This is a genomic window from Agrobacterium sp. 16-2014-1-2a, from assembly GCF_053522705.1.
The window spans coordinates 154,702-177,869 of record NZ_JBNWBX010000009.1 but is presented as its reverse complement, the minus strand read 5'-3'; the positions used below and the strand labels follow the sequence as shown (position 1 = coordinate 177,869).

General features: G+C 59.7%; 20 protein-coding genes. 10 read left to right on the top strand and 10 right to left on the bottom strand.

Annotated elements, in window-relative coordinates; all coding sequences use genetic code 11:
* Nucleotides 1–2: 2 nt before the first annotated feature.
* The 3 genes from ACQZ45_RS22635 to ACQZ45_RS22625 are packed head-to-tail and all read right to left on the bottom strand — an operon-like array spanning nucleotide 3 to nucleotide 4,575.
* Entirely contained in the window at nucleotides 3–2,993 is a 2,991-nt protein-coding gene (locus ACQZ45_RS22635) for a sarcosine oxidase subunit alpha (protein WP_448742560.1), read from the bottom strand.
* Entirely contained in the window at nucleotides 2,990–3,310 is a 321-nt protein-coding gene (locus ACQZ45_RS22630; protein ID WP_013762264.1) for a sarcosine oxidase subunit delta, read from the bottom strand. The genes ACQZ45_RS22635 and ACQZ45_RS22630 overlap by 4 nt, the downstream gene beginning before the upstream one ends.
* 11 nt (nucleotides 3,311–3,321) lie before the next feature.
* The gene (locus tag ACQZ45_RS22625) at nucleotides 3,322–4,575 is read right to left on the bottom strand and encodes a sarcosine oxidase subunit beta family protein (RefSeq protein WP_003518155.1); all 1,254 of its coding nucleotides are present in this window, start codon (nucleotides 4,573–4,575) and stop codon (nucleotides 3,322–3,324) included.
* A 100-nt stretch (nucleotides 4,576–4,675) separates the two neighbouring features.
* On the opposite strand from ACQZ45_RS22625, the gene ACQZ45_RS22620 reads away from it, so the two are divergent.
* Nucleotides 4,676–5,707, top strand: a complete 1,032-nt coding sequence (locus ACQZ45_RS22620; RefSeq protein ID WP_019566906.1) for a GlxA family transcriptional regulator — start codon at nucleotides 4,676–4,678, stop codon at nucleotides 5,705–5,707.
* A 129-nt stretch (nucleotides 5,708–5,836) separates the two neighbouring features.
* Entirely contained in the window at nucleotides 5,837–6,715 is an 879-nt protein-coding gene (locus tag ACQZ45_RS22615) for a hypothetical protein (protein ID WP_112949022.1), read from the top strand.
* An 8-nt stretch (nucleotides 6,716–6,723) separates the two neighbouring features.
* On the opposite strand, the gene ACQZ45_RS22610 is transcribed toward ACQZ45_RS22615, so the two are convergent.
* Complete coding sequence (locus tag ACQZ45_RS22610; RefSeq protein WP_112949021.1) at nucleotides 6,724–7,761, bottom strand: LacI family DNA-binding transcriptional regulator; 1,038 nt, start codon at nucleotides 7,759–7,761, stop codon at nucleotides 6,724–6,726.
* A gap of 139 nt (nucleotides 7,762–7,900) precedes the next feature.
* Here ACQZ45_RS22610 and ACQZ45_RS22605 point away from each other — a divergent pair, with 139 nt between their 5' ends.
* From ACQZ45_RS22605 to ACQZ45_RS22580, 6 genes are all read left to right on the top strand, one after another.
* A complete protein-coding gene (locus ACQZ45_RS22605) occupies nucleotides 7,901–8,935 on the top strand; it encodes a Gfo/Idh/MocA family protein (protein ID WP_112949020.1) in 1,035 nt (344 codons plus the stop codon).
* A gap of 12 nt (nucleotides 8,936–8,947) precedes the next feature.
* The gene (locus ACQZ45_RS22600) at nucleotides 8,948–9,850 is read left to right on the top strand and encodes a sugar phosphate isomerase/epimerase family protein (RefSeq protein ID WP_045019392.1); all 903 of its coding nucleotides are present in this window, start codon (nucleotides 8,948–8,950) and stop codon (nucleotides 9,848–9,850) included.
* Between the two features lie 68 nt (nucleotides 9,851–9,918).
* On the top strand, nucleotides 9,919–11,151 hold the full coding sequence (locus ACQZ45_RS22595; RefSeq protein ID WP_025595104.1) for an ABC transporter substrate-binding protein: 1,233 nt from the start codon (nucleotides 9,919–9,921) through the stop codon (nucleotides 11,149–11,151).
* Nucleotides 11,152–11,265: 114 nt separating this feature from the next.
* On the top strand, nucleotides 11,266–12,168 hold the full coding sequence (locus ACQZ45_RS22590; protein ID WP_448742559.1) for a carbohydrate ABC transporter permease: 903 nt from the start codon (nucleotides 11,266–11,268) through the stop codon (nucleotides 12,166–12,168).
* The gene (locus tag ACQZ45_RS22585; protein WP_448742558.1) at nucleotides 12,165–12,992 is read left to right on the top strand and encodes a carbohydrate ABC transporter permease; all 828 of its coding nucleotides are present in this window, start codon (nucleotides 12,165–12,167) and stop codon (nucleotides 12,990–12,992) included. Before ACQZ45_RS22590 ends, ACQZ45_RS22585 begins: the two co-directional genes overlap by 4 nt.
* Nucleotides 12,989–14,074, top strand: a complete 1,086-nt coding sequence (locus ACQZ45_RS22580) for an ABC transporter ATP-binding protein (RefSeq protein ID WP_025595105.1) — start codon at nucleotides 12,989–12,991, stop codon at nucleotides 14,072–14,074. Before ACQZ45_RS22585 ends, ACQZ45_RS22580 begins: the two co-directional genes overlap by 4 nt.
* 70 nt (nucleotides 14,075–14,144) lie before the next feature.
* On the opposite strand, the gene ACQZ45_RS22575 is transcribed toward ACQZ45_RS22580, so the two are convergent.
* Nucleotides 14,145–14,810, bottom strand: a complete 666-nt coding sequence (locus ACQZ45_RS22575; RefSeq protein WP_065658463.1) for a transglutaminase-like cysteine peptidase — start codon at nucleotides 14,808–14,810, stop codon at nucleotides 14,145–14,147.
* Nucleotides 14,811–15,068: 258 nt separating this feature from the next.
* Here ACQZ45_RS22575 and ACQZ45_RS22570 point away from each other — a divergent pair, with 258 nt between their 5' ends.
* Together ACQZ45_RS22570 and ACQZ45_RS22565 are read left to right on the top strand one after the other, a co-directional pair.
* The gene (locus ACQZ45_RS22570) at nucleotides 15,069–16,085 is read left to right on the top strand and encodes a DUF1402 family protein (RefSeq protein WP_003518169.1); all 1,017 of its coding nucleotides are present in this window, start codon (nucleotides 15,069–15,071) and stop codon (nucleotides 16,083–16,085) included.
* A gap of 301 nt (nucleotides 16,086–16,386) precedes the next feature.
* Nucleotides 16,387–17,946 (top strand): TerC family protein, encoded by a 1,560-nt coding sequence (locus tag ACQZ45_RS22565; RefSeq protein WP_019566897.1) that lies wholly within the window; start codon nucleotides 16,387–16,389, stop codon nucleotides 17,944–17,946.
* A gap of 113 nt (nucleotides 17,947–18,059) precedes the next feature.
* On the opposite strand, the gene ACQZ45_RS22560 is transcribed toward ACQZ45_RS22565, so the two are convergent.
* The 5 genes from ACQZ45_RS22560 to ACQZ45_RS22540 all read right to left on the bottom strand — a co-directional run bounded on the left by ACQZ45_RS22560 (nucleotide 18,060) and on the right by ACQZ45_RS22540 (nucleotide 23,167).
* The gene (locus ACQZ45_RS22560) at nucleotides 18,060–18,686 is read right to left on the bottom strand and encodes a dual specificity protein phosphatase family protein (RefSeq protein ID WP_013762253.1); all 627 of its coding nucleotides are present in this window, start codon (nucleotides 18,684–18,686) and stop codon (nucleotides 18,060–18,062) included.
* A 49-nt stretch (nucleotides 18,687–18,735) separates the two neighbouring features.
* Nucleotides 18,736–19,653, bottom strand: coding sequence for an inositol monophosphatase family protein (locus ACQZ45_RS22555; RefSeq protein ID WP_188352080.1), 918 nt, complete (start codon nucleotides 19,651–19,653; stop codon nucleotides 18,736–18,738).
* Between the two features lie 59 nt (nucleotides 19,654–19,712).
* A complete protein-coding gene (locus ACQZ45_RS22550; protein ID WP_035200115.1) occupies nucleotides 19,713–20,801 on the bottom strand; it encodes an ABC transporter substrate-binding protein in 1,089 nt (362 codons plus the stop codon).
* A gap of 73 nt (nucleotides 20,802–20,874) precedes the next feature.
* Nucleotides 20,875–21,975, bottom strand: a complete 1,101-nt coding sequence (locus ACQZ45_RS22545; RefSeq protein WP_149916539.1) for an ABC transporter substrate-binding protein — start codon at nucleotides 21,973–21,975, stop codon at nucleotides 20,875–20,877.
* Between the two features lie 64 nt (nucleotides 21,976–22,039).
* A complete protein-coding gene (locus ACQZ45_RS22540) occupies nucleotides 22,040–23,167 on the bottom strand; it encodes an ABC transporter substrate-binding protein (RefSeq protein WP_149916506.1) in 1,128 nt (375 codons plus the stop codon).
* Between the last annotated feature and the right edge of the window lies 1 nt (nucleotide 23,168).

The following is a 23,168-nucleotide window of genomic DNA, read 5'->3' as shown; positions in this document are numbered from 1 at the left end:
GGTCAGATCTTCAGGCGGGTGTTTTCGGGATCGACAAAGACCATCCCGGTGATTTTTGCGGCAATCGTGCGTTCGGGCATCGGAATATAGACGGTCTCTCCCATCCGCTCATGGCCGCCCTCGACCAGCGCCAGCGCAATCGGCTGGCCAACCGCATCCGAATGATAGGATGAGGTGACATGACCGACCATTTTCATCGGGATAGGCTGCTTCGGATCGAAGACAATCTGCGCGCCCTCTTCCAGCTTCGAGCGGTCTTCGGTCAGAAGACCGACGAGGTGACGACGGCCCTTGGCGACGAGATCGGGGCGCGCGAGGCCACGCTTGCCGACGAAATCCGGTTTGGTCTTGCCCACGGCCCAGCCCATCGCGGCATCATAGGGCGTGACCGTGCCGTCGGTATCCTGGCCGACGATGATGTAACCCTTTTCGGCACGCAGCACATGCATGGTTTCCGTGCCATAGGCGGTGATGCCGTATTGCTGGCCGGCCTCCCACAGGATTTCCCAGAGCTTGCGGCCAAGCGGCGCGGGCACGTTGACTTCGAAGCCGATCTCGCCGGTGAACGACACCCGGAACAGCCGCGCCGGCATGCCGGCCACCGTGCATTCCGCGCAGGACATATGCGGGAAAGCCTCTTCCGTCAGCTCGACGCCCTCGACCAGCGGAGCGAGCAGCTTTGCCGCATTCGGGCCGTTCAGCGCAATGGTAGACCATTGCTCGGTGGTGGAAGTCAGCCAGACGTTGAGATCCGGCCATTCGGTCTGGAGGTAATCTTCCATCATGTTCATCACCCTTGCCGCACCGCCGGTGGTGGTGGTGACGTGGAAGCGATCCTCGGTCATGCGGCCGATGACGCCGTCGTCGCGAATGAAGCCGTCATCACCCAGAAGCAGGCCGTAACGGCAGCGGCCGGGCGCGAGCTTCGACCACGGGTTGGTGTACATGCGGTTCATGAACTCGACCGCATCCGGCCCGACGACCTCGATCTTGCCGAGCGTCGAGGCGTCGAACATGCCGAGGCTTTGCCGCACCGCCCGGCATTCGCGGCCGACTGCCGCATCCATGTCTTCACCTGGTTTGGGGAAGTACCAGGCGCGCCGCCATTGGCCGACCGGCTCGTAAACCGCGCCATGCTCCTCAGCCCAGCTGTCGATCTGCGTCTTGCGCGTCACCTCGAAATGCTGGCCGCGATGATAACCGGCGAAAGCGCCGAAGGTCGTCGGCGTGTAGGGTGGGCGGAAGGTCGTGAGGCCGACTTCCGGCTGGCGTTTGCCGAGCGCTTCCGCCGCGATGTTGAGGCCGTTGATATTGGACATCTTACCCTGATCGGTCGCCATGCCGTTGGTGGTGTAGCGCTTGACGTGCTCGATGGAGCGCATGCCCTCGCGCACGGCCAGCCGCAGATCCTTGGCGGTCACGTCGTTCTGGTAATCGACGAAGGCCTTGGCCTTGCCGGCGTCGCGATCGCTCGGCAATTCCGTCAGCGATACGCCGCTGCCGGTGCGGTCGTGCTCCACCGCATAGTCGCGGGTATCGCCCGTCTTGCCCAGGGCTGCAGCGATCTTCCGGCCATGCTCGGCGCCATCCTTCAGCACCGCTTCAATGCCCCAAAGCCCGCGCCCGGCGCCGGCAATTGCACAATCCTCATTGGTCATGGCCGGCAGGAAGGTGGTCCGCTGATCGTCCCAGACAAGCTTGCCCTGCGTATGGGAAAACAGATGCAGCGACGGCGTCCAGCCGCCAGACATCAGCAACGCATCACAGGCGATTTCCTGCCCCGCGCCGACCGTGGAGCCATTCACCGGATTGACGCGGACTGATTTCACACGCAACCGGCCCGAAGTCGCCGTCACGGTATGCGACAGCCGCACCGGAATGCCGAGCGCGCGCGCCTCGTTCACCAGTTCCTCGCGCACCTTCGCACGGGTATCGACGATGGCCTGCACCCGCGCGCCTGCGCCATGAAGATCGAAGGCGGCATACCAGGCGCTGTCATGGCTCGTCACCACCACCGGCCTGTTGCCGACCTTGACGCCATAGCGGTTCAGATAGGTCTGGGCGGAGCCCGCCAGCATCACGCCCGGCCGGTCGTTGCCATGGAAGACCAGCGGTTTTTCGAGAGCCCCCTGCGCCAGCACCACATGGCGCGCCCGCACCCGCCACAGGCGTTCACGCGGCATGTCCTTGGGCATGGATTCGAGATGGTCGGTCAGCTTTTCGCAAAGGCCGATCATCTTCTGGTGGTAGTAGGCAATCGCCGTCGTGCGGTTCATGACCCTGACGCCGCGCTCCTTCAGCGCCTTCAACTCGTCCGCCAGCCAGTTCCATGCTGACTGGCCGTCGATCTGCGCCTGCGGCTCGGACAGCAGCGTCCCGCCGACTTCGGCATTTTCGTCCACCAGCACGACCTTGAGACCATCGACCGCCGCTGCGCGCGCCGCAGCAAGACCCGCAGGACCGGCGCCGACGATCAGCACGTCGCAATGCAGGTTGCGCGAGGCATAGGTATCGGGGTCTTCTTCCGTGGGCGAGACGCCGAGACCGGCCGCCGCGCGGATGAAGGGCTCATAGACCTTGTTCCAGAAGCTCTTCGGCCACATGAAGGTCTTGTAGTAAAAGCCCGCCGAAAACAGCATATAGGCCATGTCGTTGACTGCGCCGATATCGAATTTCAGGCTGGGATATTTGTTCTGAGAGGTGGTTTCCAGCCCGCTCCAGATTTCCTGCACCGTGGCGCGGGTATTTGGCTCGAACCGGCCGGAGCCGCGGCGGGTGCCCATCAGCGCATTCGGCTCCTCGGAACCCGCCGCTACAGGGCCGCGCGGGCGGTGGTATTTGAACGAGCGGCCCATGAGATGTACGCCATTGGCGAGAAGCGCGGAGGCGACCGTATCCCCCTTTACGCCGCGATAGGTCTTCCCATCGAAGGTGAAGCTTACCGAGCGGGCGGCATCCACCCGGCCACGGCCGGGAACGCGATAGGAACTCATTTCGACACCTCGGAGCTGGCTGGTGCGCTGGATAGGGAGGAGAGATCAGGACGCGGCTCGCCTGCGCGATAGGTCGTCAGGAAACGGTCGCTCACCGTGTCGCGCACCGCATTGAAGAAGCGACCGCAGCCATGCAGGTGCCGCCAGCGCTCGAAATGCGGACCCTTGGCGTTTTCGCGGATGAACAGGAATTCTTCCCACTGTTCATCACTCTGAGATGAGGGGTCGGCCGCACGCACGACATGGGCCTGCCCGGCATAGGTGAATTCGGCTTCGGGCAGCGTTTCATGGCAATAGGGGCAACGGATCAGCAGCATGGGTTAGCTCCTCAGTGCGCCACGGCAGCGGCGGCGGCCTCGTCGATCAGGCGGCCGGAGCGGAAACGCTCCAGCGTGAAAGGCGCGTTGATCGGGTGCGGTTCGTTTTTCGCGATGGTCCAGGCGAAGGTGTGGGCAGCGCCCGGCGTGGCCTTGAAACCACCCGTGCCCCAGCCGCAATTCACATAAAGCCCGTCGACCGGCGTCTTGCCGAGAATGGCAGAGCGATCCGGCGTGACATCAACAATGCCGCCCCATTTGCGCAGCATCCGCATGCGGTTGAAGATCGGGAAGATTTCGACGATGGCGGCGATCGTATGTTCGATCAGCGGCAGGCCGCCGCGCTGCGAATAAGAGGTATACTGGTCCGTACCCGAACCGATCACCAGCTCACCCTTGTCGGACTGGCTGATATAGGCGTGAACCGCATTCGACATGACCACGCAGGGGAAGATCGGCTTGATCGGCTCGGATACCAAAGCCTGCAGCGGATAGCTTTCGAGCGGCAGGCGCACGCCTGCGGTATCCATGACCACCGAGGTGTGGCCGGCAGCGGAAACCGCAACTTTTTTCGCCTTGATGAAACCCCGCGCCGTCTCGACACCCGCGACGGACCCGTCGGCATTGCGGCGAATGGCGGTGACCGGGCAATTCTGGATGATATCGACGCCACGGGCAGCAGCACCGCGCGCATAACCCCAGGCAACCGCATCGTGGCGCGCCGTGCCGGCACGTTCCTGAAGCGCACCGCCCATCACCGGGTAGCGGGCGTTTGGCGATATGCTCAGCGGCGGACAATATTCCTTGCATTCTTCCGGGGTGAGCCAGCGATTGTCGACACCGTTCAGACGGTTGGAATGGATGTGGCGCTTGAAGCTCTGCACATCGTGGACATTATGGGCGAGCATCAGCACCCCGCGCCGCGAATACATGACGTTGTAGTTCAGTTCCTGGCTCAAGTTCTCCCACAGATCGACGGCGTGATCGTAAAGACGCGCGCTTTCGTCGTAGAGATAGTTGGAGCGGATGATGGTCGTGTTGCGGCCGGTATTGCCGCCGCCAAGCCAGCCCTTGTCGATGACAGCGACATTGGTGATACCGTGCTGGCTGGCCAGATAATAGGCCGCACCCAGACCATGGCCGCCGGCGCCGACGATGACCACGTCATATTCGGCTTTTGGCTGGCTGTCAGGCCATTGCTCGTCCCAGTTCTTGTGGCCGGTCAGGGCATTCCGCAGGAGATTGAAGGCATTAAAACGCGTCATGAGCGGGCCTGCTGGTTGGAACTCTCGGTATTCAAAAGCCTACGGAGATTTACAGCGGCCGGGCTGGACAATCGCGTCTGATTGCGTGAATATTTGCGCCATGAGCTCTCATCGCGCCAAGAAACGCCTCAGCGTCGCCTTCCTGCTCGCCGACCGGTTCACGCTGTCGGCCTTCGCCAATTTCGTCGATGTGCTGCGTCTTGCTGCCGATGAGGCTGACCGTTCCCGGCCGATCCTGTGCGAATGGTCCGTGCTGTCGGCGACCCTCGGCAATGTGCAGTCGAGCTGTGGTGTGAAGGTGCAACCGGATACGCGGCTCATCGACGCCGTGCATTACGACTATATCGTTGTTGTCGGCGGATTGATCAGCGACCACAGCGCCCTGCCGCCGGAGGCATTGCGGTTCCTGAAAGACCGTGCGGCAGCGGGCACTCCCCTTATCGGACTCTGCACCGGCGTTTTCATTCTACATGAAGCCGGCCTGCTGGATGGTTATCGCTGCTGCGTGAGCTGGTTCCACCATCAGGATTTTCTCGACCGTTTCGACGCCGAGCAGATGGTCTCCGACCAGCTCTTCGTCATAGATCGCAACCGCCTGACCTGTTCGGGTGGCCACGGTGCTGCGCATCTGGCCGCGTTCCTTGTGGAGCGCCATGTCGGCCAGTCGGCCGCCATCAAAAGCCTCAATATAATGATGATCGACAGTGCGCTCAGCGGCGAAAAACCCCAGCCCGGCCAGCAGAGCACCAGAACGGCAACCGATCCCCTGGTGAGAAAGGCGATCCTGCGCATGCAGCAGAACATCGAGGTTCCGAGAACCGTGCTGGAACTCGCGCGCGATCTCGGCCTTGGCCGACGCAGCCTCGAACGGCGTTTCCTTGGAGACCTGAAGGCAACGCCCTCCAAGGTCTATCTTGAGCTGCGGCTCGACCGCGCCCTTTCCCTCCTGCGCACCACGCGGGACCCGATCACCCAGATTGCGCTCGCCACCGGGTTTTGCGATGCCCCACACCTTTCCCGCACACTTCGTGCCGAGCGCGGATTCAGCCCCAGCGAATATCGCAAGACGCAGATTGGCCACACGACAACGGACGAAGAATTCGCCGTCGGCGTGTTGTTGCCGCAACCTTGAGGCTTTGCTGTTCGCCTGCGAAAAGTCGGGCCCTGCAAAAAATAGATCAACGTAATTGATATGGTCAGACTTGCCCGTACCGGTATAAAAGTCCTCGATCCTGTTTAGGGGAGCCGTGGGGGGTATGGGATGAATTCAGAGCGTCGTGGCGTTCTCGCGCTTTTAGGTGGCCTTGTGCTGGGAAGACCGTCTGTCGGCAAGGCCGCGAGCAACGTTCCGGCAGTTGCCCAATCCCGCTCCGAATACAAACCCCGCCATGTCCTTTGTTTTCTCGGCCCGGAAAATGGTCTGGCAGCGCTGCGGCAGAGCGCTCGCGCCGCTATCGATAAATTTGCCGGCGATTTCAGTCTCGATGAGGATTATTCGCAGGATGAACCGGACGACAGGATGGAACGCTCCTTCAATGTCTGCTGGGATCGTGTCGAGCCGGACGCCTATCATGAGAGTGACGAGGAGGCAGTTGCAGGCCACGGCTCGGTTCTTTATGTGCTCGGCCCGTCAATGGCCGCGGAAACAGCCGTGGCGACCTGCGGTAAAGCCCTGATGTTCGTGCACCACATGCTCGATAGTGGCGCAGTTGCCGTAAAGGGTGAAAGCGCCGGCGTTGCCCATGGCGTGCAGCGGTGGAAGGAACTCTTCGAACAGTCGCGCCGTAACGCGGCCGCAAACGACGCCCTGGCATTCGCCAGAACCTGCCGTCTAGCCTTCGCGCGCCGGCCCATCGGCGGCGATGCCGACGGAATGGGGAGCGTCGGCTTTCATCTGGTCGGATTGCCTGACGTGGAGATACACTTCACCCGAAAAGACCAGCAGCAGCCCTCAACCAATAGCGAGCAGCTGAAGATCGCCGCGCTGATTGACGATATCGCCGATCAAATGACCCGCGACGGCGTTGAAGCGGCCGTGAAGGATCGTCGTGCCGACCTGTCCGATGACACGCGGTATGAGGAGGACGAATATAAATTCAATCCGTTCGGCGTTGCGACCATTCGAGACCACAAGCTTTGACGCCACGCCTATAATGATGCGGGGCCTGGGTCGCTCTCTCCGGCGACAAGCTGCATCGGCCAGACGCAGTAACGCGCCTGATTTGGGTAAAACGGCGCATAGGCCGGCATTGTAGACAGAAGCGTCTGCGCGACCATTACGCCGAGATCGTGCAGGGACATGCGGAAACTGGTCAATCGCGGTTCGAGAAACTGGCCGCGTGGACCATCGCGAAAACCGATGACCGCAAGATCCCGTCCCGGTCTCAAACCCACTTCCGCGAGACGGCGATAAAGGCCAAGGGCCATCAACTCATAGATCAGCACAAGCGCGGTTGGCCGCGGCCGCATCTGTAGCCACTCGCTGGCGGCGTGATATCCGCCCTGCTCGCTCGATTTCGCTCGGATGACCAGAGAGGGATCGTAAGCAATGCCGTTCTCCTCCAGTCCGCGCCGGTACCCGTCCATGAAAACATAACCGAGATTGACGTCGCTATCGGGTGCGGCAACCGCAATGGTGCGATGGCCGGCAGCGGCGAGCCGGTTGACGGCACTGCGCGCAACCTCCTCGAAATCGAGATCGATCCACGCATGATCGGCGCTGGAAGAGGTGCGGCCGAGCGTTACGAAAGGCAAGCGGGTCTGCTTTAAAAAATCGACACGCTTATCGACACGGCGGGTCGAGGAAATGATCATCGCATCCACCATGCGGCGCGCCACCATGCGCTTTAGATATTCGTCCGGGTCTTCCTCACCGGGACACGGCAGAACGATAAGATCGAGATTGTGAGCGGAAAACACGCTTTGCAAACCATCCGTCACTCCCATGAAGAAGTTGTCGGAGTTCTCCACCGTCTGCGCGTCGCTGCCGGTCATCAGGCCGATGACGTTAGTCGTCCCCTGCCTGAGGCTGCGGCCTGACTGGTTTGCGACATAGCCAAGTTTTTCCGCCGCCTCCAGAACACGCCGCCGCGTCTCCTCGTTAACGTCGGGCTTGCCGTTCAAGGCACGGGAAACGGTGCCTATCGATATCTCCAGATAATCGGCAAGCTGACGAATTCCTTTCATGCACTCCCCCTCCTGAGCCGGGTACGAAATATGCGTCCCCAATAACGGTATTGACATATCTAACATGATCATCCTAGTGTCGTAAACGTTTACGACGCTCTGCGCAAAGAGGAGTTTGCCCAGAGACCGGGGAGAGAAGATGACATACAATGCCGTTTTATGCGGGTGCGGAGCTATGGCCAAAGGCTGGCTGCGCGCCATTCAATCGACGCCGGACATTCTCGGCGCGATCAAGATCGTTGGCTTCGTCGATCTGAACGAAGACACGGCACGCGCGCTTGCCGAAGAATTCTCCCTCACCGACGTCATCATCGGCGTCGATCTCCGCGATGTTCTCGCACGGACCAAAGCCGACATCCTGTTCGATGTCGTCATCCCGCAGGCACGGTATGCCGTGGTTGAAACCGGTCTTGCAGCCGGGTGCCATGTGCTCAGCGAAAAGCCGCTTGCGGCCTCGATGGAAGAAGCCGAAAAGCTGGTGGAGCTGGCGGAAAAGGCCGGAAAAATTCATGCTGTGGTGCAAAACCGGCGCTTTATCTCCGGCATCCGGAGGCTGCGCCGGGCCGTGGAAGACGGCATTATCGGTGATTTGACGGCCATTCACTGCGACTTTTTCCTCGGACCCCATTTCGGCGGTTTCCGCGAGGAGATGAAGAACGTTCTTCTTCTCGACATGGCGATCCACACTTTCGATGCGGCGCGTTTCGTCGCCGATGAAAAGCCGCTCTCCGTGTTTTGCGTGGAGAAAAATCCGGCAGGCTCCTGGTACGCCCACGGGGCAAGCGCCAATGCCATATTCGAATTCTCCAACGATGTGGTCTTTACCTATCGCGGCTCCTGGTGCGCGGAAGGCGAAAGAACCAGCTGGGAAGCCCGCTGGCGGCTGATTGGCTCCAAGGGAATGATCCTCTGGGACGGCGAAGACAATTTCTCCGCATCCGTCGCCGGCGAAGATCCGGGTCTTCTACGCGGATTCAAGACCGTAAACGTTTCCGACAGTATTTCCGAGAAGGATACGCACGGCCACGCCAGCGTCATACTCTCGTTTCTTCAATCCATCAGTACCGGCCAGATGCCGGAAACGGCCTCCTTCGACAACATCAACAGCCTGGCAATGGTGATCGGCGCGATTGAAAGCGCCCGCATCGGCCAGCGCGTTTCCATCGCAGCATAAGGACCGACAGACGTGAGCAATCCGGCAAAATCCATCCGCATCGGCACCATGGTCAGCGCCACCAAGGGACAGGCGGCTGAACGCATCGGGCAGATAGCCGATCTTGGTTTCGAAAGCTTCGAACCGTTCTTCTGGCAGACGACTAACGGCCAGGACCTTGCCGAGCTTGGCAAGCGTTCACTTGACGCGATCGGTGACCGCGACATCACCATCGGCACGCTCGGCATGTTCGGCAATCCGCTGGAGGAAACGGAAATCGACCTTCAGACCTTGCAGGGCTGGAAAGACTGCATCGACAATGCCCATCACTTCGGTGCCACCTGCGTTGCCGGTTTCACCGGCCGCCTGCGCGGAAAGCCGCTGCCCGAGAGCTTGCCCCGTTACAAGGAAATCTGGAGCGAGCTTGCCAAACGCGCAGCGGACAAGGGCGTGAAGATCGCCTTTGAAAATTGCGCCATGGACGGCAACTGGCAGACCGGCGACTGGAACATCGCCCATAATCCGGATGCGTGGGAACTGATGTTCAACGAAACGCCGGACGACAATATTGGCATCGAGTGGGAACCCTGCCACCAGATGGTTTATCTCATCGATCCGCTGCCGCAGATCCGCAAATGGGCGGACAAGATTTTCCACGTGCACGGCAAGGATGCGACCATTCGTTGGGATGTCATTCGTGAGCATGGGATTTTCGGCAAGGAAAAATTCGTCTTCATGCGCACGCCGGGCTTCGGCGACAGCAACTGGACGGACATTATTTCGGAACTGCGCCTGGCCGGCTGGTCCGGCTCGATCGACATCGAAGGCTGGCATGACCCCGTCTATCGCGACGCGCTGGAAATGACGGGACAGGTACACGGCCTGAACTATCTGAAACATTGCCGGGGCGGCGATTTTGTCGTCGATCCCACCTAAGGAATGGAAGCCTTTGGGAGAAGGCTTCCAGTAATTGCAGAGACGATAACCAAGAGGAGGAGATTATTATGGGTATCGCGAAATGCATGATCGCCGGTGCGCTTGTTCTGGCAGGCGTATCCGCCGGTGCGATGGTGGCGCATGCGGAAGATGTCACCTTGACCCTGTGGTCGCTGGACAGGGACATCCAGCCGGCACCCAACCTGGTAAACGAGTTCAACAAGCTCAATAACGGCATCAAGATCGAATACCGGCAATTGCAGTTCGATGATGTGGTGAGCGAATCCATGCGAGCCTACTCGACCGGCAACGCGCCCGATATCATCGCCATCGACAACCCAAACCACGCCATGTTCGCCGCACGTGGCGCGTTTCTTGACGTGACGGATATGATTGCGAAGTCGGACGTCATCAAGACGGCAAACTATTTTCCGGGTCCGTTGAAATCCGTAACCTGGGACGGCAAATATTTCGGCGTTCCGAAGGCGACGAATACGATTGCGCTCTATTACAACAAGGACCTGTTCAAGGCAGCCGGTCTCGATGCGGCAAAACCGCCGCAGACCTGGGACGAGCTTGTGGAAGCTGCCCGCAAGCTGACCAACCCCGCCAAGAATGTTTACGGCATCAGCTTCAGCGCCAAGGCCAACGAGGAGGGCACCTTCCAGTTTCTGCCATGGGCGCAGATGGCCGGCGCCACCTACAAAAACATTAATACCGATGGCGCGGTGAAGGCGCTTGAAACATGGAAGACCCTTCTCAGTGAAAAGCTGGCCTCGCCGGATACGCTGACGCGCAGCCAGTGGGATTCCACCGCCACCTTCAACGCCGGCAACGCGGCCATGGCGATCTCCGGTCCTTGGGAAATCGACCGCATGCTCAAGGACGCCAAGTTCGACTGGGGCGTGACGCTACTGCCGGTTCCGACGCCGGACGCGCCGCGGTCTTCGGCCATGGGCGACTATAACTGGGCGATCTTCTCCAAGAGCAAACATCCCGCCGAAGCCTTCAAGGCCATCGAATTTTTCGCCTCGCAGGACAAGGACATGTTCAAGAACTTCGGGCAATTGCCGGCGCGTTCCGATATTCCCGTTCCGCCCACCGGCAACGCGCTGAAGGACGAAGCGCTCAAGACCTTTATCGAGCAACTCAAATATGCGCAGCCGCGCGGTCCCTCGCCTGAATGGCCGAAGATTTCCAAGGCGATCCAGGACGCTATCCAGGGCGCCCTGTCGGGTCAGATGACGCCGAAGGCCGCGCTCGATCAGGCCGCTGAAAAGATAAAGCTGATCGAAGGCTGATCTGTCTGGGCGGGCGGCCGGGTTCACCCGGCCCCATCCAAGGGGTTCCTCCCGGTGGGGCTGCCTGCTGCTTAATGCAGCGGCGGCCCCGATCGGAGCTTGTGAGGATGTTTCATGAAAAAACTGTTTTCCAGCGTCAGCGACGGTCGTGGTTTCGACCTCATCCTCGTCGCTTTTCCTTTGGGCTTCCTGTTCGTCATGGCGGGGCTGCCGCTCATCTACAACATCGTCATGAGCTTTCAGGAAGTCGACATGTTCAGCCTGGGCACCTTCGTGCGCCCCTTCGTCGGCTTCAAGAATTATATCGACCTGTTCCGGCAACCGGAAACATTGCCGATCCTTTTCAACACCGTCACCTTTGTCGTCACCTCGATTGCCGGGCAATTCGCCATCGGCTTCGGTCTGGCGCTGTTCTTCTGGGTGAACTTTCCCGGCGCCACCTGGCTGCGCGGGCTGTTCCTCGTTTCCTGGGTCATGCCTGGCCTCGTCGTCGGCGCGATCTGGAACTGGATATTGTCAGGCGATTTCGGCGTGCTGAATTTCTTCCTGCGGGAAAGCGGCATGATCTCAGGCAATATCTTCTGGCGATCGGACGCGAATTTTTCGCTCTGGGCCGTGGTCATCGCCAATATCTGGCTCGGCACCTCGTTCAACATGATCCTTCTTTCTGTCGGCCTCGCCTCCATCCCCGGCGATCTCTACGAAGCGGCGGAGCTGGATGGCGCGAACGCCTGGCAGCGTTTTTACACCATCACCCTGCCGATGATGCGTTCCACCATCGGCGCGGTCATCTCGCTCGGCCTGATCTTCACGCTTCAGCAGTTCGATCTTTTCGCCGCCATCACCGATGGCGGGCCCAACAACAGTTCCAACGTGGCGCAATATTGGGCCTGGGATCTTTCGTTCCGGCAATATGATTTCGGCAAGGGCGCGACGATCTCCGTCATCATGATCGTTTTCGTCATGCTGGCTTCCGTCGTTTATGTGCGCTCGACACGGCATGAGGTGCGCGGATGAGTATCACGACCCGCAACCGGTTGATGCTGGCAATCGCCGTCGTGCTTGCCGTCATCTATCTCTTTCCGCTCTACTGGATGTATCTGACCTCGCTGAAAAGCGGCTCGGAGATGTTTGCGAACCCGCCGGGCTTCTGGCCGGCCGATCCGCAATGGCAGACCTATGCCTATGTCTGGGAAAGCCGCAATATGGGCCGTTATCTGTGGAATTCGGTGCTCATCGCTTCAAGTGCCGTGGCGCTCATCACCGTGCTTGGCGTTGGCTGCGCCTATGTGCTGGCGCGCTATCGCAACGTCTGGGTTGATATCGGCCTCTTCCTCATCCTCATGCTGCAGGTTCTGCCGGCGTCCCTTATGATTACGCCGATCTTCGTCGGCTTCTCGCAAGTGGGTCTGCTGGATTATCCCCGCCTGTCGGTCGTTCTCGCCATTGCGGCGAAAAGTATGCCCTTCTTCGTGGTGCTGGTGCGCGCAACCTTCATGGCGGTGCCGCAGGAGCTGGAAGAGGCAGCGCTTGTGGACGGCAATTCCCGCGTCGGCGCCTTCTTCAACATCGTGCTGCCGCTTGCCAGAAACGGCATTCTCGTCAGCGCCATTCTCATTTTCATGCAGGCATTCGGGGAATTCGTCTATTCGAAATCGATGATCCAGGCGGCTGAATTGCAGCCTGCCAGTGTCGGCCTCAATTCCTTCATGGGCCCCAACACCAGCGAATGGAACAATATCATGGCCTATGCGACCATGTATGTGACGCCCATTCTTGCCCTGTTCATTCTCTTGCAGCGCCGCATCGTTTCCGGCCTGACATCGGGAGCGTTAAAATGACCCTTCAGATCGAACTTTCCGGCGTAAACAAATATTACGGTGCCTTTCACGCGCTGAAGAACATCCATCTTTCCATCAAGAAGGGCACCTTCGTCGCCCTCGTCGGCCCGTCCGGGTGCGGAAAGTCCACCTTGCTGCGTTCTCTGGCGGGGCTGGAAACCATATCGAGCGGCGACATGCGTATTGCAGGCACTTTGATGAACGGTGTGCCGCCGCGCAAGCGCGATGTGGCGATGGTGTTCCAGTCCTATGCGCTCTACCCGCACATGACGGTGGAGGAGAACCTGACCTATTCGTTGCGCATGCGCGGCGTGGCAAAATCAGAGGCCCGCAAGGCGGCAGAGGAGGTTGCAGCCACCACAGGCCTGTCAAAGCTGATGAAGCGCTATCCGCGCGAACTTTCCGGCGGGCAGCGCCAGCGTGTGGCGATGAGCCGCGCGATCATCCGCAACCCGCAGGCATTCCTGTTCGACGAACCGCTCTCCAATCTAGACGCGGCCCTGCGTGTGCACATGCGCAAGGAAATCCGAGCGTTGCACGACCGCCTGCACGCCACCTCGGTCTATGTCACCCATGACCAGATAGAGGCGATGACGATGGCGGATCACGTCGTCGTCATGCGCGACGGCGTGATCGAACAGCAGGGCACGCCACTGGAATTATACGACCGCCCGGTCAATCGTTTTGTTGCTGGCTTCATCGGTTCACCGGCAATGAATTTCATTCCGGCAACGGTCAGCCCGGACGGCGCGGCGCTTCAGCTGCGTTTCAGTGAAGGCGAGCCGCAGCAGTCCATCAAAAACCCGGCTCCCTTATCGCCCGGCAAGCGTGTCATCGTTGGTATCAGGCCGGAACACATCCGACCGCGAACCGCAACCGGCGCGGCGCTGACGTTACCTGTTTCGGCCGTGGAAACCACAGGTTCGGCCACCTTCCTCACCCTTGGCACGTCGACCGAAGTGGTCATCGCTATACAGGGGCGCAGTGAGGTCAGGAGCGGCGAAGTCGTCGGCCTCGACATCAACCCGACCGACCTGCATTTGTTTGATGAAGAAACCGGAGCCGGCCTCGGAGGCCGGTGAAACGAACCATGGGGCATATCCGGACCGGACGGCCCTTCGGGGCTTTCCGATCCGCAACGAGGCGAAAGCTTCAGCGCCCCATGATGATGTCGAGGATGTTGCGGCGCGTGGTCGCGGAGGTGGCGGTGGCCCGGCCAACCTCGCGGGCGGCGATGGCGGGCGAACCGGAGCCTTCAATATCCACCCATCGACCGGCATGCTCCGTGGATTGACGCTTGAGATAGGTATAGGGCGTTTCGTCCCAGCGAAAGATCTTCGATTTCATATTGTCGAGAATGAAATCTCCGCGGTCCGTTCTTACCGTGAGGATGGCATGGCCATCGCCTTTTTCGTCCCGGACGACGGTGATCAGCAGATCGGAAACCGGGAAACCGGCATCCATAAGCCGTTTCCGTTTCTCCAGCGTGAGGTCCTCGCAGTCTCCCGCGCCGTTATAGGGATACTCCCAATAGTCCTCGTAACCCCACACTTCCATGTCGGAACGCTGGTCGATTTCGATATTGACTGCGCTGTTGATCGAAACAAGGGTAGCCCAGACATCAGGCGTAAGACTGAGCGGCGGCATTTCCTTGACCGGCTGACATTCATCCGTATGCCGCTTGCAGAAATCGTAATGCCCGATGGGCTGCGACGTGAACTTGCCAGTCTGCATCGAAGGAGACGCCTGCACCGGCGCAGCGAAACCCGCGACGGCCAGAATGAAACATGCTTGCAGCAATTTGATGAGATGGGTCATGTTCGTCTCCTGACGACATGACCTACCGGTGGCGATTTGAGTTCACATGAAACAAAATGCTCGACTTTTAACGAACCCGATAATTCCGCTCCCGATGGTCCCGACAAGGAGCGGCGTTGACTGGGATAACGCCGGGGTAGCCACGGCATCTGAACGGTCAGCAACGGTAAAGTGAGCAGCGGGAACTTGCCACACCGGGGCGGCCTGCCTATGAAGAGGCCGTCACGCAATAGTAATCCACATATTAGAGAACGCTGCATGAGCCTGTTTGCGAAGACCACCCGCGCGGCCGCTGTCATTCTGGCACTGGCCTGCCTACCCTCAAATGCCGCAGCGCAGCAGATGGTCGTCGTACCTCCCGGAAACCGCTCCGCCCAACAGCCGGAAATACCTCAGGCCTCGGCGATCAGGACCAGGGCATTTTCCACGACCTATGAGGAAAAATTCCGCAAGACGGTTGATCTTCTAAACAGCGAACCCGGTCTACTTGGCAAGATCAGGAAGGCGGGAGCGGCATATGGCATCGATCCTATCCATATCGTCGGCGCTATCGTTGGCGAACACACTTTCAACGTCACCGCCGTGGACCGCCTGCAGACATATTACGTCAAGGCCATTTCCTATGCGGAACTCGATATAAAATTCAGCTATCAGGGCGTTGCCCTGAAGACGTTTCTCGAGCGTCCGGAATTCCGCTCCTGCGCGACGCTTGCCACGACATCCGAGCAATGGAGCTGCCGCGATATCGTTTGGGATGCAAGTTTCCGCGGCAAGGTCGTCGATGGCGTGAGCTATGAAGCGATTTCGTTCCAGCGGGCCTTCTTCCAGCCCTTCTATGCCGGACAGACCTTTGGTCTTGGCCAGATCAGCCCGTTGACGGCGCTGCAGGTCACCGATCTCGTAAACAGAACCAGTGGTCTGCCGAAACTCTCCGCCGACAGGCCGAAAGAGATCTACCGTGACGTCATGGATCCTGACCGGAGCATCATCTACATCGCCGCTATCCTTCGAGATTCCATCGACGCCTACAGGGAAAAAGGCTTCGACATTTCCGGCAATCCCGGCATCACCGCCACCCTCTACAATGTCGGCCAACCCCGGCGTCGCGCCGAACGCCTGCGGACGGCCGTGGATGCAGGCGCAAAGAACCTGCTGCCGGTTGAAAACTACTATGGATGGCTTATCAACGAGCGCCTCGACGTTCTGAGAGGCATCCTCGATGGCAAGGCCATCGACAAGCGAACCACCTCGGATATCGGCGAAAAAACGCGATAATGCCCTTGCAGGGAGGATTGCAAATCCGCCTCGCAAAGGATGATGCACGCAAAACGCTTCCCCGACCGCCCGGAATCTGCTACTGCCACGTGCACAAGAATTGACTGATAGTGGGATAATTCCGCGATATGCCTGACGAAGGCGACAGTACCGACGATAGTCGACACCGAACGAGGCTGGCTTGCGTAAAGCGAAGCCAGCCTCGTCCTTTCTTGTTTTCTTCAACGAAACGGGTTTCAACCTCGGATGTTCAGTCCGGGGCTTTTTGCGTTCGCGCCCGTTCCCATAAAGGCCCCTGACCATGGAATTCCTCGCAGATCCAAATATCTGGATCGGCCTCGTTACCCTTATCGTCCTCGAAGTCGTCCTCGGCATCGACAACCTCGTTTTCATCGCGATCCTCGCCGACAAGCTGCCGCCGCATCAACGCCATAAGGCGCGGATCGTCGGTCTGTCGCTGGCGCTTGTCATGCGCATCCTGCTGCTGTTTTCGATTTCATGGATCGTGACGTTGACGCGGCCGCTATTTCAGGTCGCGGACTTCTCCTTCTCCGGGCGCGACCTCATCCTCATTCTCGGTGGTGCGTTCCTGCTCGCCAAGGGAACGATGGAACTGCACGAACGGCTGGAGGGCGCGCATAAGCCAAAACAGGGCAAGGTCGTCCATGCCGTCTTCTGGCAGGTGATCGTGCAGATCGTGGTGCTTGATGCCGTGTTCTCGCTCGACAGCGTCATCACCGCCGTCGGCATGGTCAACAATCTCTGGGTGATGATTACCGCCGTCTGCGTGGCCATGGCCGTGATGATGGCAGCATCGAAGCCGCTGATGAGCTTCGTGTCGAAACACCCCACCGTGGTCATTCTCTGCCTCGGCTTCTTGTTGATGATCGGTTTCAGCCTGATCGTCGAAGGCTTCGGCTTCCACCTTCCCAAGGGTTACCTCTATGCCGCAATCGGCTTTTCCGTGCTCATCGAGGCGGCAAACCAGATTGGCAGGCGCAATCGCGAAAGACGTATCACCGCCGGTGATATGCGCGAGCGGACGTCCGATGCCATTCTGCGGCTTCTGGGCGGCCGTGTCGGCGAAGAACAGTCCCTTGGCGAGACAGCCGACGTCATCGCGGCACAGGCGGCACGAAGCGACCTGTTCAAATCCGAGGAAAAGGACATGATCCGCGGTGTCCTTACGCTTGCCGAGCGCCCCGTTGTCTCAATCATGACGCCACGGACGGAAATCGACTGGCTCGATGTCGACGCCGATCATGATACGTTGAGGAACCGCCTGCTGGAACTCGACCATTCCCGCCTGATGCTGGCGCAGGGCAAGCTGGATTCGTTCCTCGGTGTCGCCGCAACGAGGGACTTGCTGCGCGATCTGCTGCATGACGGCAAATTGAACCTCGAGCGCTCGCTGCGCCAACCCCTTGTCGTGCATGAAAGCGCCACCGCGTTGCAGGTCATGGAGCAGCTGCGCAAATCCCCGCTCCAGATGGCTGTCATCGTCGACGAATACGGCACGCTTCAGGGAATAACGACGCCTACCGACATTCTCGAGGCTATCGCCGGCGAATTTCCGGATGAGGGCGAGGAATCGCAGATTTCGGAACGGGCAGAGGACGGTTCCTGGCTGCTGGACGGCGCTGTCGACGTCAGACGGGTATCCTATCTGCTGGATATCGATCTGGTGGACGAGGATGATCGTTACTCCACCGTCGCCGGCTATATCCTCTGGCGCCTCAATCGCCTTCCCGAGATCGGCGAACGTGTTTCCGGCGACGGGTTCGAGTTCGAGATCGTTTCCTGCTCGGACAGAAACATCGAAAAGGTCCGGGTCTGGAACACCACGCTTCCCGAGGCGTGAGCTGGAAAAATCCCGAACCCGTTTCGAAATGGCGACGTGACGTGCAAGCCACGGCACGTCTCCACATTTGCGTCACCAAGCAAGCGGCCGACCGGTGAAAACCGTCCTCCGCTCTAGTGGGCGGCATCGATCGTGGTAATCCAGCCGGCGGCGCGGCGGGCTGCTTCCGCAAGCACCGGTTTCGGCGCCTTGTACCATTCGTTTTCAGGCAGCTCACGCTTCACGCGTACGAAGCTGATGGCATCGTCGAGCGTCGGGAATTCCACCGGCAACGTCATATGCAGAAAGAGCGCAACAACGGCGACGGAACGCGAGCGGCCGCCGCGGCAATTGATCAGCACGCTGCCGCGCTCGCGCCGGGGATAGGACGGCTTGTCGGGCAGTATCTGTTCGAGCGCCGCCCGCAGGATGTAATGGGCCGCAACCATCTGGGTATCGGGATTTCCATCGCCGTCGATCAGGCCGATCTTGTAATAACGTATTTCGCCGGGTCCATAGACGCTGCCTTCATGATCGGAAACGATCTGCGGCTGCTCCACGAAGTTGAAGTCGAGATTGACGGCGCAATTGACGACGGTGGTGATGCCGTTTTCACGCAGAAGCTTCAGATCGCTGGCGCCTTCCTTACCTGAAATGAAGAGATCGACGCCATAAAGAGGATGCCGCTCATAGATGCGGCTGAGCTTCGGCAATTCGCCGGTTTCCTGTTCGCGAGATAGGGTCTTTTCCGGTTGCGGCATGTCTTGTCTCCATCGGCGCCGATGTGGCGGCCGTCATGTCCTTGCTTGTTCAGGCGTTTGCAGCCGTCTGGCTTGGCGGGATCGCTGCCCTGGCTATGCGGCTCGCGGATATGGCTCGCGCCACCCGCTGCAATGTCTGGTAATTCGCCCCCTCGCCCGTGGCGATATAGCCGGGGCAGAGAAAATCGGCCGACCCCTCCGCCACCTTCCCCAAGGTCAGCGGCTCGTATGTTCCCCCGGCATTCTTGAGAATGAGGATGGCTGCTGCCACATCCCAGGCGTTGACGCCGAAGCCCGCAGCAGCATCTGTCCAGCCGGCCGCCACATGCGCGATGCTGAGGGCAGCGCTGCCGGGCCGGCGCAGCGTCGAGAAGGTCTCGACAAGTGCACCGAAATTGGAAAGTGCCGCATCCCGCCCATCCAGCCGGAAATCGCGCGAGACCGGATAGCCCGTGATAAGCGTCGCCCGGGTTTCATCTGCAACGCTGCGGGAGCGCAGCCTGTCGCCGTTGAGATAAGAAGCCTCGAGGTCGGCGGAAAACATCTGGTCAGCCACGGGGTCGTACACCACGCCGGCAACGGCTTCCCCACCGATGACGGCGGCAATCGATACGCACCAGAAGGCAAGGCCACGGGCAAAATTCGCCGTGCCGTCAATCGGATCGACATACCATTGCACCTCGCCGTTGCCGATCTGGCCACCCTCTTCGCCCATGATCGCCGAATTCGGCTCCCGTTCGAGAATGACGGCGCGGATCGCGGCTTCGGCGCGTTTGTCGTGAATGGTGACGATGTCGTGGAGATCGACCTTGTAATCCACCGCCATATCAGAGCGGAATGCCACCAGCAGCGGATCGCGCACGGCACGCGCCGCCGCTTCGGCGATTTTCATCAGCCGCACCGAGCGGGAAAGCGCCTCCTCATTTCCAGATTTGTTTTCAGTCGAAGAAGGGCTTTGCATCGGCATATCCAGTCTATTTTTTTCGCAAAGGAGGGACCGGCGCGGCAGGACCGCGCCAGCCTGGATTATTTCCTGTAGTTGACGCGCCAGACATCCTGCCATTCCTCGCGACGATCGAAATCGTTGAGGCCGGTGGCGGACTCGTAACCCATCAGCCTGTCGGCAACCTTCATCAGCCCCGACGGCTCGTCAGCCGGCATCTTGATGTCGATATTGGTCGGCAGCTTGCCGTCCTTCATCTGCGGTGCGATGCCCTCTTCCGTCAGTATGTAGTGGACGAAGAGTTTCGCCATGTTCGGACTTTTGGTCTTGGAGGCGATGAGCCCAAGTTTGATGTAGGTCCAGCCGACCCAGGGATCGAGACCAGTGCAGAGGCCGAGCTTGTAGCCCTTGTCGGCATTGTCGCGGAACTTGGCAGAACTGAGCAGGCCGAAGAAGGGCTGCTTCTGGCCGGGTGCACCGACGGCCTCTGCCACCGGGTCATCGCCATCGGTGGCAAGCGGGCCGTTCTGCGCCAGCGCCTTGATCCAGGCTGCGGCCGCATCCTTTTCGATATCCTTGCCAAAATGGGCCTTGTAGGCGGCCGCCACCTTCTCGTTGCCGTGGGCTTCGAGCTGGTTGAACCAGTCCGTATAGGTGCTCTTGCTCAAGGGATCGACCATGGCGACCTTGCCTTTCCATTTCGGCTCGGTCAGTTCCCAGATGTTGGTCACCGGGCATTTATCATAGGCTTCCGTATTGTAAGCCCAGACATTGGCGTTGGTGGAGATTGCCAGCGGATTCTGGAACTGCGCCGGGATTTTCGCAACCATGTCACCCGGCAGGTAATTCTCGACAAAACCCGCCGGCAGAAGCTGCGCGAGCGCCGATGGCGCATCGGTGATCAGCACCACGTCGCCCTGCACATTGCCGGACTGGCTTTCGCGAATGATCATTTCCAGCTGGCTGTTGGCGGAAACCTTCACGCCTGTCGCCTTTAACCCGTATTTGGCGCTGAACTTGTCGGCCATCTCCACGATCTTGCCGGTGCTATCGTAGATATTGATCGGCTTCTCCTGCTTCGCCGCCGCCAAGATCGCATCGAGATCGAAGGTTTCTTCGGCTGCAGCCCCCATTGCGGATATGCCTGCAACGGCGATGGCTATCGCCGTCATCGGTAAAAATCTGCTTCTTCTCATCTTTCCCCTCCCAAGGAAAAGGCAAGGCAGGCTCGCGCCTGCCCTGCCGTTATTTTTTGTAGTTCACACGCCAGAAATCCTGCCAGCCTTCGCGCTTGTCGAGGTCGTCGGCCGCCGTTGCGGCATCAAAGGCTATCAACTCGTCGAGATGATCGGCTACCCGCGATGGTTCGTCCGCCGGCAGACCGATTTTCGAGTTGCCGGAGATTTTGCCATCGACCGTCTGCGGCGCGATGCCCTCTTCCGTCATCAGATAGTGAAGGAAGAGCTTTGCAGCATTCGGGCTTTTGGTCTGCCCGGCAATCAGGCCGAAGCCGGGATAGAGGAACCCGGAAAACGGTTTTACGCCGCTGCAAAGACCGAGCTTCAGCCCCTTGGCCTCATTATCGCGGTATTTCGCCGCCGAGGTGATGACGAAAAAGGGATCGGTCTGTCCCGGAGCGCCCGCCGCATCGGCAACCGTGCTCGAGTCCGTCAGCAGGGGAGCGTTCTCGGCAAAGGCCTTCACCCAGGCAGCCGTCGCGCTTTTTTCGCCCGTTTCCAGCCTCTTGCCGTAAAGCTCCTCATAGGCCTTGGCGACATCGGCGTCATGATGGGTTTCGATCTGGTTGAACCAGTCGGCATAAAGCGGCTTGTCGAAGAGATCGAGCATGGCAAGCTTGCCCTTCCAACGCGGCTCCGTCAGCTGCCAGATGTTGGTGACCGGGCATTTGTCGTATTTCTCGGTATTGTAGGTCCACACATGCGGATCCGAAACGACCACGAGCGGATCGCGCAGCTTTTGCGGAATATCGCTTTCCATATCCGGTGGCGACCAGCTGGTGGCAATGCCTTCCGGCAGAAGTTCCCCCATGGCGGAGGCGACATCCGTTGCGACGCTGACATCGCCGACGACATTGCCGGCGCGATGTTCGCGGATCATCAACTCGACCTGAGTTGCCTCGTTCACTTTCTTGCCGCTTGCCTGCACGCCATATTTCGCGGTGAAGGCCTGTGCGGTGTCGACGATCTTGCCGGTCACCGCATAAACGGTGATCGGTTTTTCCTTCTTCGCGGCGTCGATGAGCGCATCGAGATTAAAGGCGTCCTGCGCGTGGGCAGAACCGCCAAGCGCCAGCGAGAAGATGAGGGAAAGGGCTGAAGCCGCCATCCGCCGCCGCCGCTCGCCACCACATCGGTTCTTGGTCATGATATTCACTGTGTCGGTCCCCCCGTTATTTCTTGTAATTCACACGCCAGAAGTCCTGCCAGGTTTCGCGCGCATCCCAGTCTTCCAGGCTGGTGGCCATGCTGTAGGGCAGAACGCGGTCGAGCACGGCGCCGATACCCGAAGGTTCGTCGGCGGGCAGTTTCACGTCTTTGTTGGTGGACATCTTGCCGTCGATCGCCTGCGGCGCGATGCCTTCAGCAGTCATGACGTAGTGAATGAAGAGCTTTGCAGCATTGGGGCTATCCGTGCCCTTGGTGATCAGGCCGACACCTGGATAAAGCCAGCCGATCCACGGCTTCAGCTCCTTGCAGAGGCCGAGTTTCATGCCCTTGTCGGCATTATCGCGAAACTTCGCCGAGCTGATGAGGCCCATGAAGGGCTGCTTCTGGCCAGGCGTGCCAACGGCTTCCGCCGCCGCTGCATCGGCATCGGTCAGCAGCGGCGCGTTGGCGGCAAGTGCCTTGACCCAGGCCGCTGTCGCGCTTGACTCTGCGGTCTCGAGGTCCTTGCCGTAAAGCACCTTATAGGCCGCCTTCACCTCTCCATCGCCATGCTTAGCCATCTGGTTGAACCAGTCGACATAGGATGCCTTGCCGAGCGGATCCTGCATCGCCACCTTACCCTTCCACTTCGGGTCGGTCAGTTCCCAGATATTGGAAACCGGGCATTTGTCGAAAAGCTCGGTATTGTAGGCCCAGACATTGGCGCTGGTGACGACGGTCAGCGGATCCTGATATTCTGGCGGAATATTGCCAGCGAGATCCGGCGGCAACCAGCTTTCGACAAAGCCCATTGGAATAAGCTGTGCCATCGCCGCCGGGGCATCGCTTATGATCGAGACGTCACCCTGAATATTGTTGGCCCGCGCCTCGCGGATGACCATCTCCAGCTGCGCTGTTGCCTTTACCTTCGCACCCTCCGCGCCCACGCCATACTTCTTGGCGAAATTCTTCGCCATTTCGACGATTTTGCCCGTGCTGTCATAGACGGTGATCGGCTTTTCCTTTTTGGCAGCCTCGATCAGAGCGTTGAGGTCGAAAGGCTCCCCCGCCTTCGCCACGCCGCCAAACGTTGCCAGAATTGCCGTTGCACACAGGAGACGGCTAAGGCCGCCCGTCATTTTCCGCTTCATA

Excerpts from the sequence above, each read along its gene's own strand:
- ACQZ45_RS22635 (WP_448742560.1), bottom strand. The coding sequence starts at position 2,993 with ATGAGTTCCTATCGCGTTCCCGGCCGTGGCCGGGTGGATGCCGCCCGC.
- ACQZ45_RS22630 (WP_013762264.1), bottom strand. The coding sequence starts at position 3,310 with ATGCTGCTGATCCGTTGCCCCTATTGCCATGAAACGCTGCCCGAAGCC.
- ACQZ45_RS22625 (WP_003518155.1), bottom strand. The coding sequence starts at position 4,575 with ATGACGCGTTTTAATGCCTTCAATCTCCTGCGGAATGCCCTGACCGGC.
- ACQZ45_RS22620 (WP_019566906.1), top strand. The coding sequence starts at position 4,676 with ATGAGCTCTCATCGCGCCAAGAAACGCCTCAGCGTCGCCTTCCTGCTC.
- ACQZ45_RS22615 (WP_112949022.1), top strand. The coding sequence starts at position 5,837 with ATGAATTCAGAGCGTCGTGGCGTTCTCGCGCTTTTAGGTGGCCTTGTG.
- ACQZ45_RS22610 (WP_112949021.1), bottom strand. The coding sequence starts at position 7,761 with ATGAAAGGAATTCGTCAGCTTGCCGATTATCTGGAGATATCGATAGGC.
- ACQZ45_RS22605 (WP_112949020.1), top strand. The coding sequence starts at position 7,901 with ATGACATACAATGCCGTTTTATGCGGGTGCGGAGCTATGGCCAAAGGC.
- ACQZ45_RS22595 (WP_025595104.1), top strand. The coding sequence starts at position 9,919 with ATGGGTATCGCGAAATGCATGATCGCCGGTGCGCTTGTTCTGGCAGGC.
- ACQZ45_RS22590 (WP_448742559.1), top strand. The coding sequence starts at position 11,266 with ATGAAAAAACTGTTTTCCAGCGTCAGCGACGGTCGTGGTTTCGACCTC.
- ACQZ45_RS22585 (WP_448742558.1), top strand. The coding sequence starts at position 12,165 with ATGAGTATCACGACCCGCAACCGGTTGATGCTGGCAATCGCCGTCGTG.
- ACQZ45_RS22580 (WP_025595105.1), top strand. The coding sequence starts at position 12,989 with ATGACCCTTCAGATCGAACTTTCCGGCGTAAACAAATATTACGGTGCC.
- ACQZ45_RS22575 (WP_065658463.1), bottom strand. The coding sequence starts at position 14,810 with ATGACCCATCTCATCAAATTGCTGCAAGCATGTTTCATTCTGGCCGTC.
- ACQZ45_RS22570 (WP_003518169.1), top strand. The coding sequence starts at position 15,069 with ATGAGCCTGTTTGCGAAGACCACCCGCGCGGCCGCTGTCATTCTGGCA.
- ACQZ45_RS22565 (WP_019566897.1), top strand. The coding sequence starts at position 16,387 with ATGGAATTCCTCGCAGATCCAAATATCTGGATCGGCCTCGTTACCCTT.
- ACQZ45_RS22560 (WP_013762253.1), bottom strand. The coding sequence starts at position 18,686 with ATGCCGCAACCGGAAAAGACCCTATCTCGCGAACAGGAAACCGGCGAA.
- ACQZ45_RS22555 (WP_188352080.1), bottom strand. The coding sequence starts at position 19,653 with ATGCCGATGCAAAGCCCTTCTTCGACTGAAAACAAATCTGGAAATGAG.
- ACQZ45_RS22550 (WP_035200115.1), bottom strand. The coding sequence starts at position 20,801 with ATGACGGCGATAGCCATCGCCGTTGCAGGCATATCCGCAATGGGGGCT.
- ACQZ45_RS22545 (WP_149916539.1), bottom strand. The coding sequence starts at position 21,975 with ATGGCGGCTTCAGCCCTTTCCCTCATCTTCTCGCTGGCGCTTGGCGGT.
- ACQZ45_RS22540 (WP_149916506.1), bottom strand. The coding sequence starts at position 23,167 with ATGAAGCGGAAAATGACGGGCGGCCTTAGCCGTCTCCTGTGTGCAACG.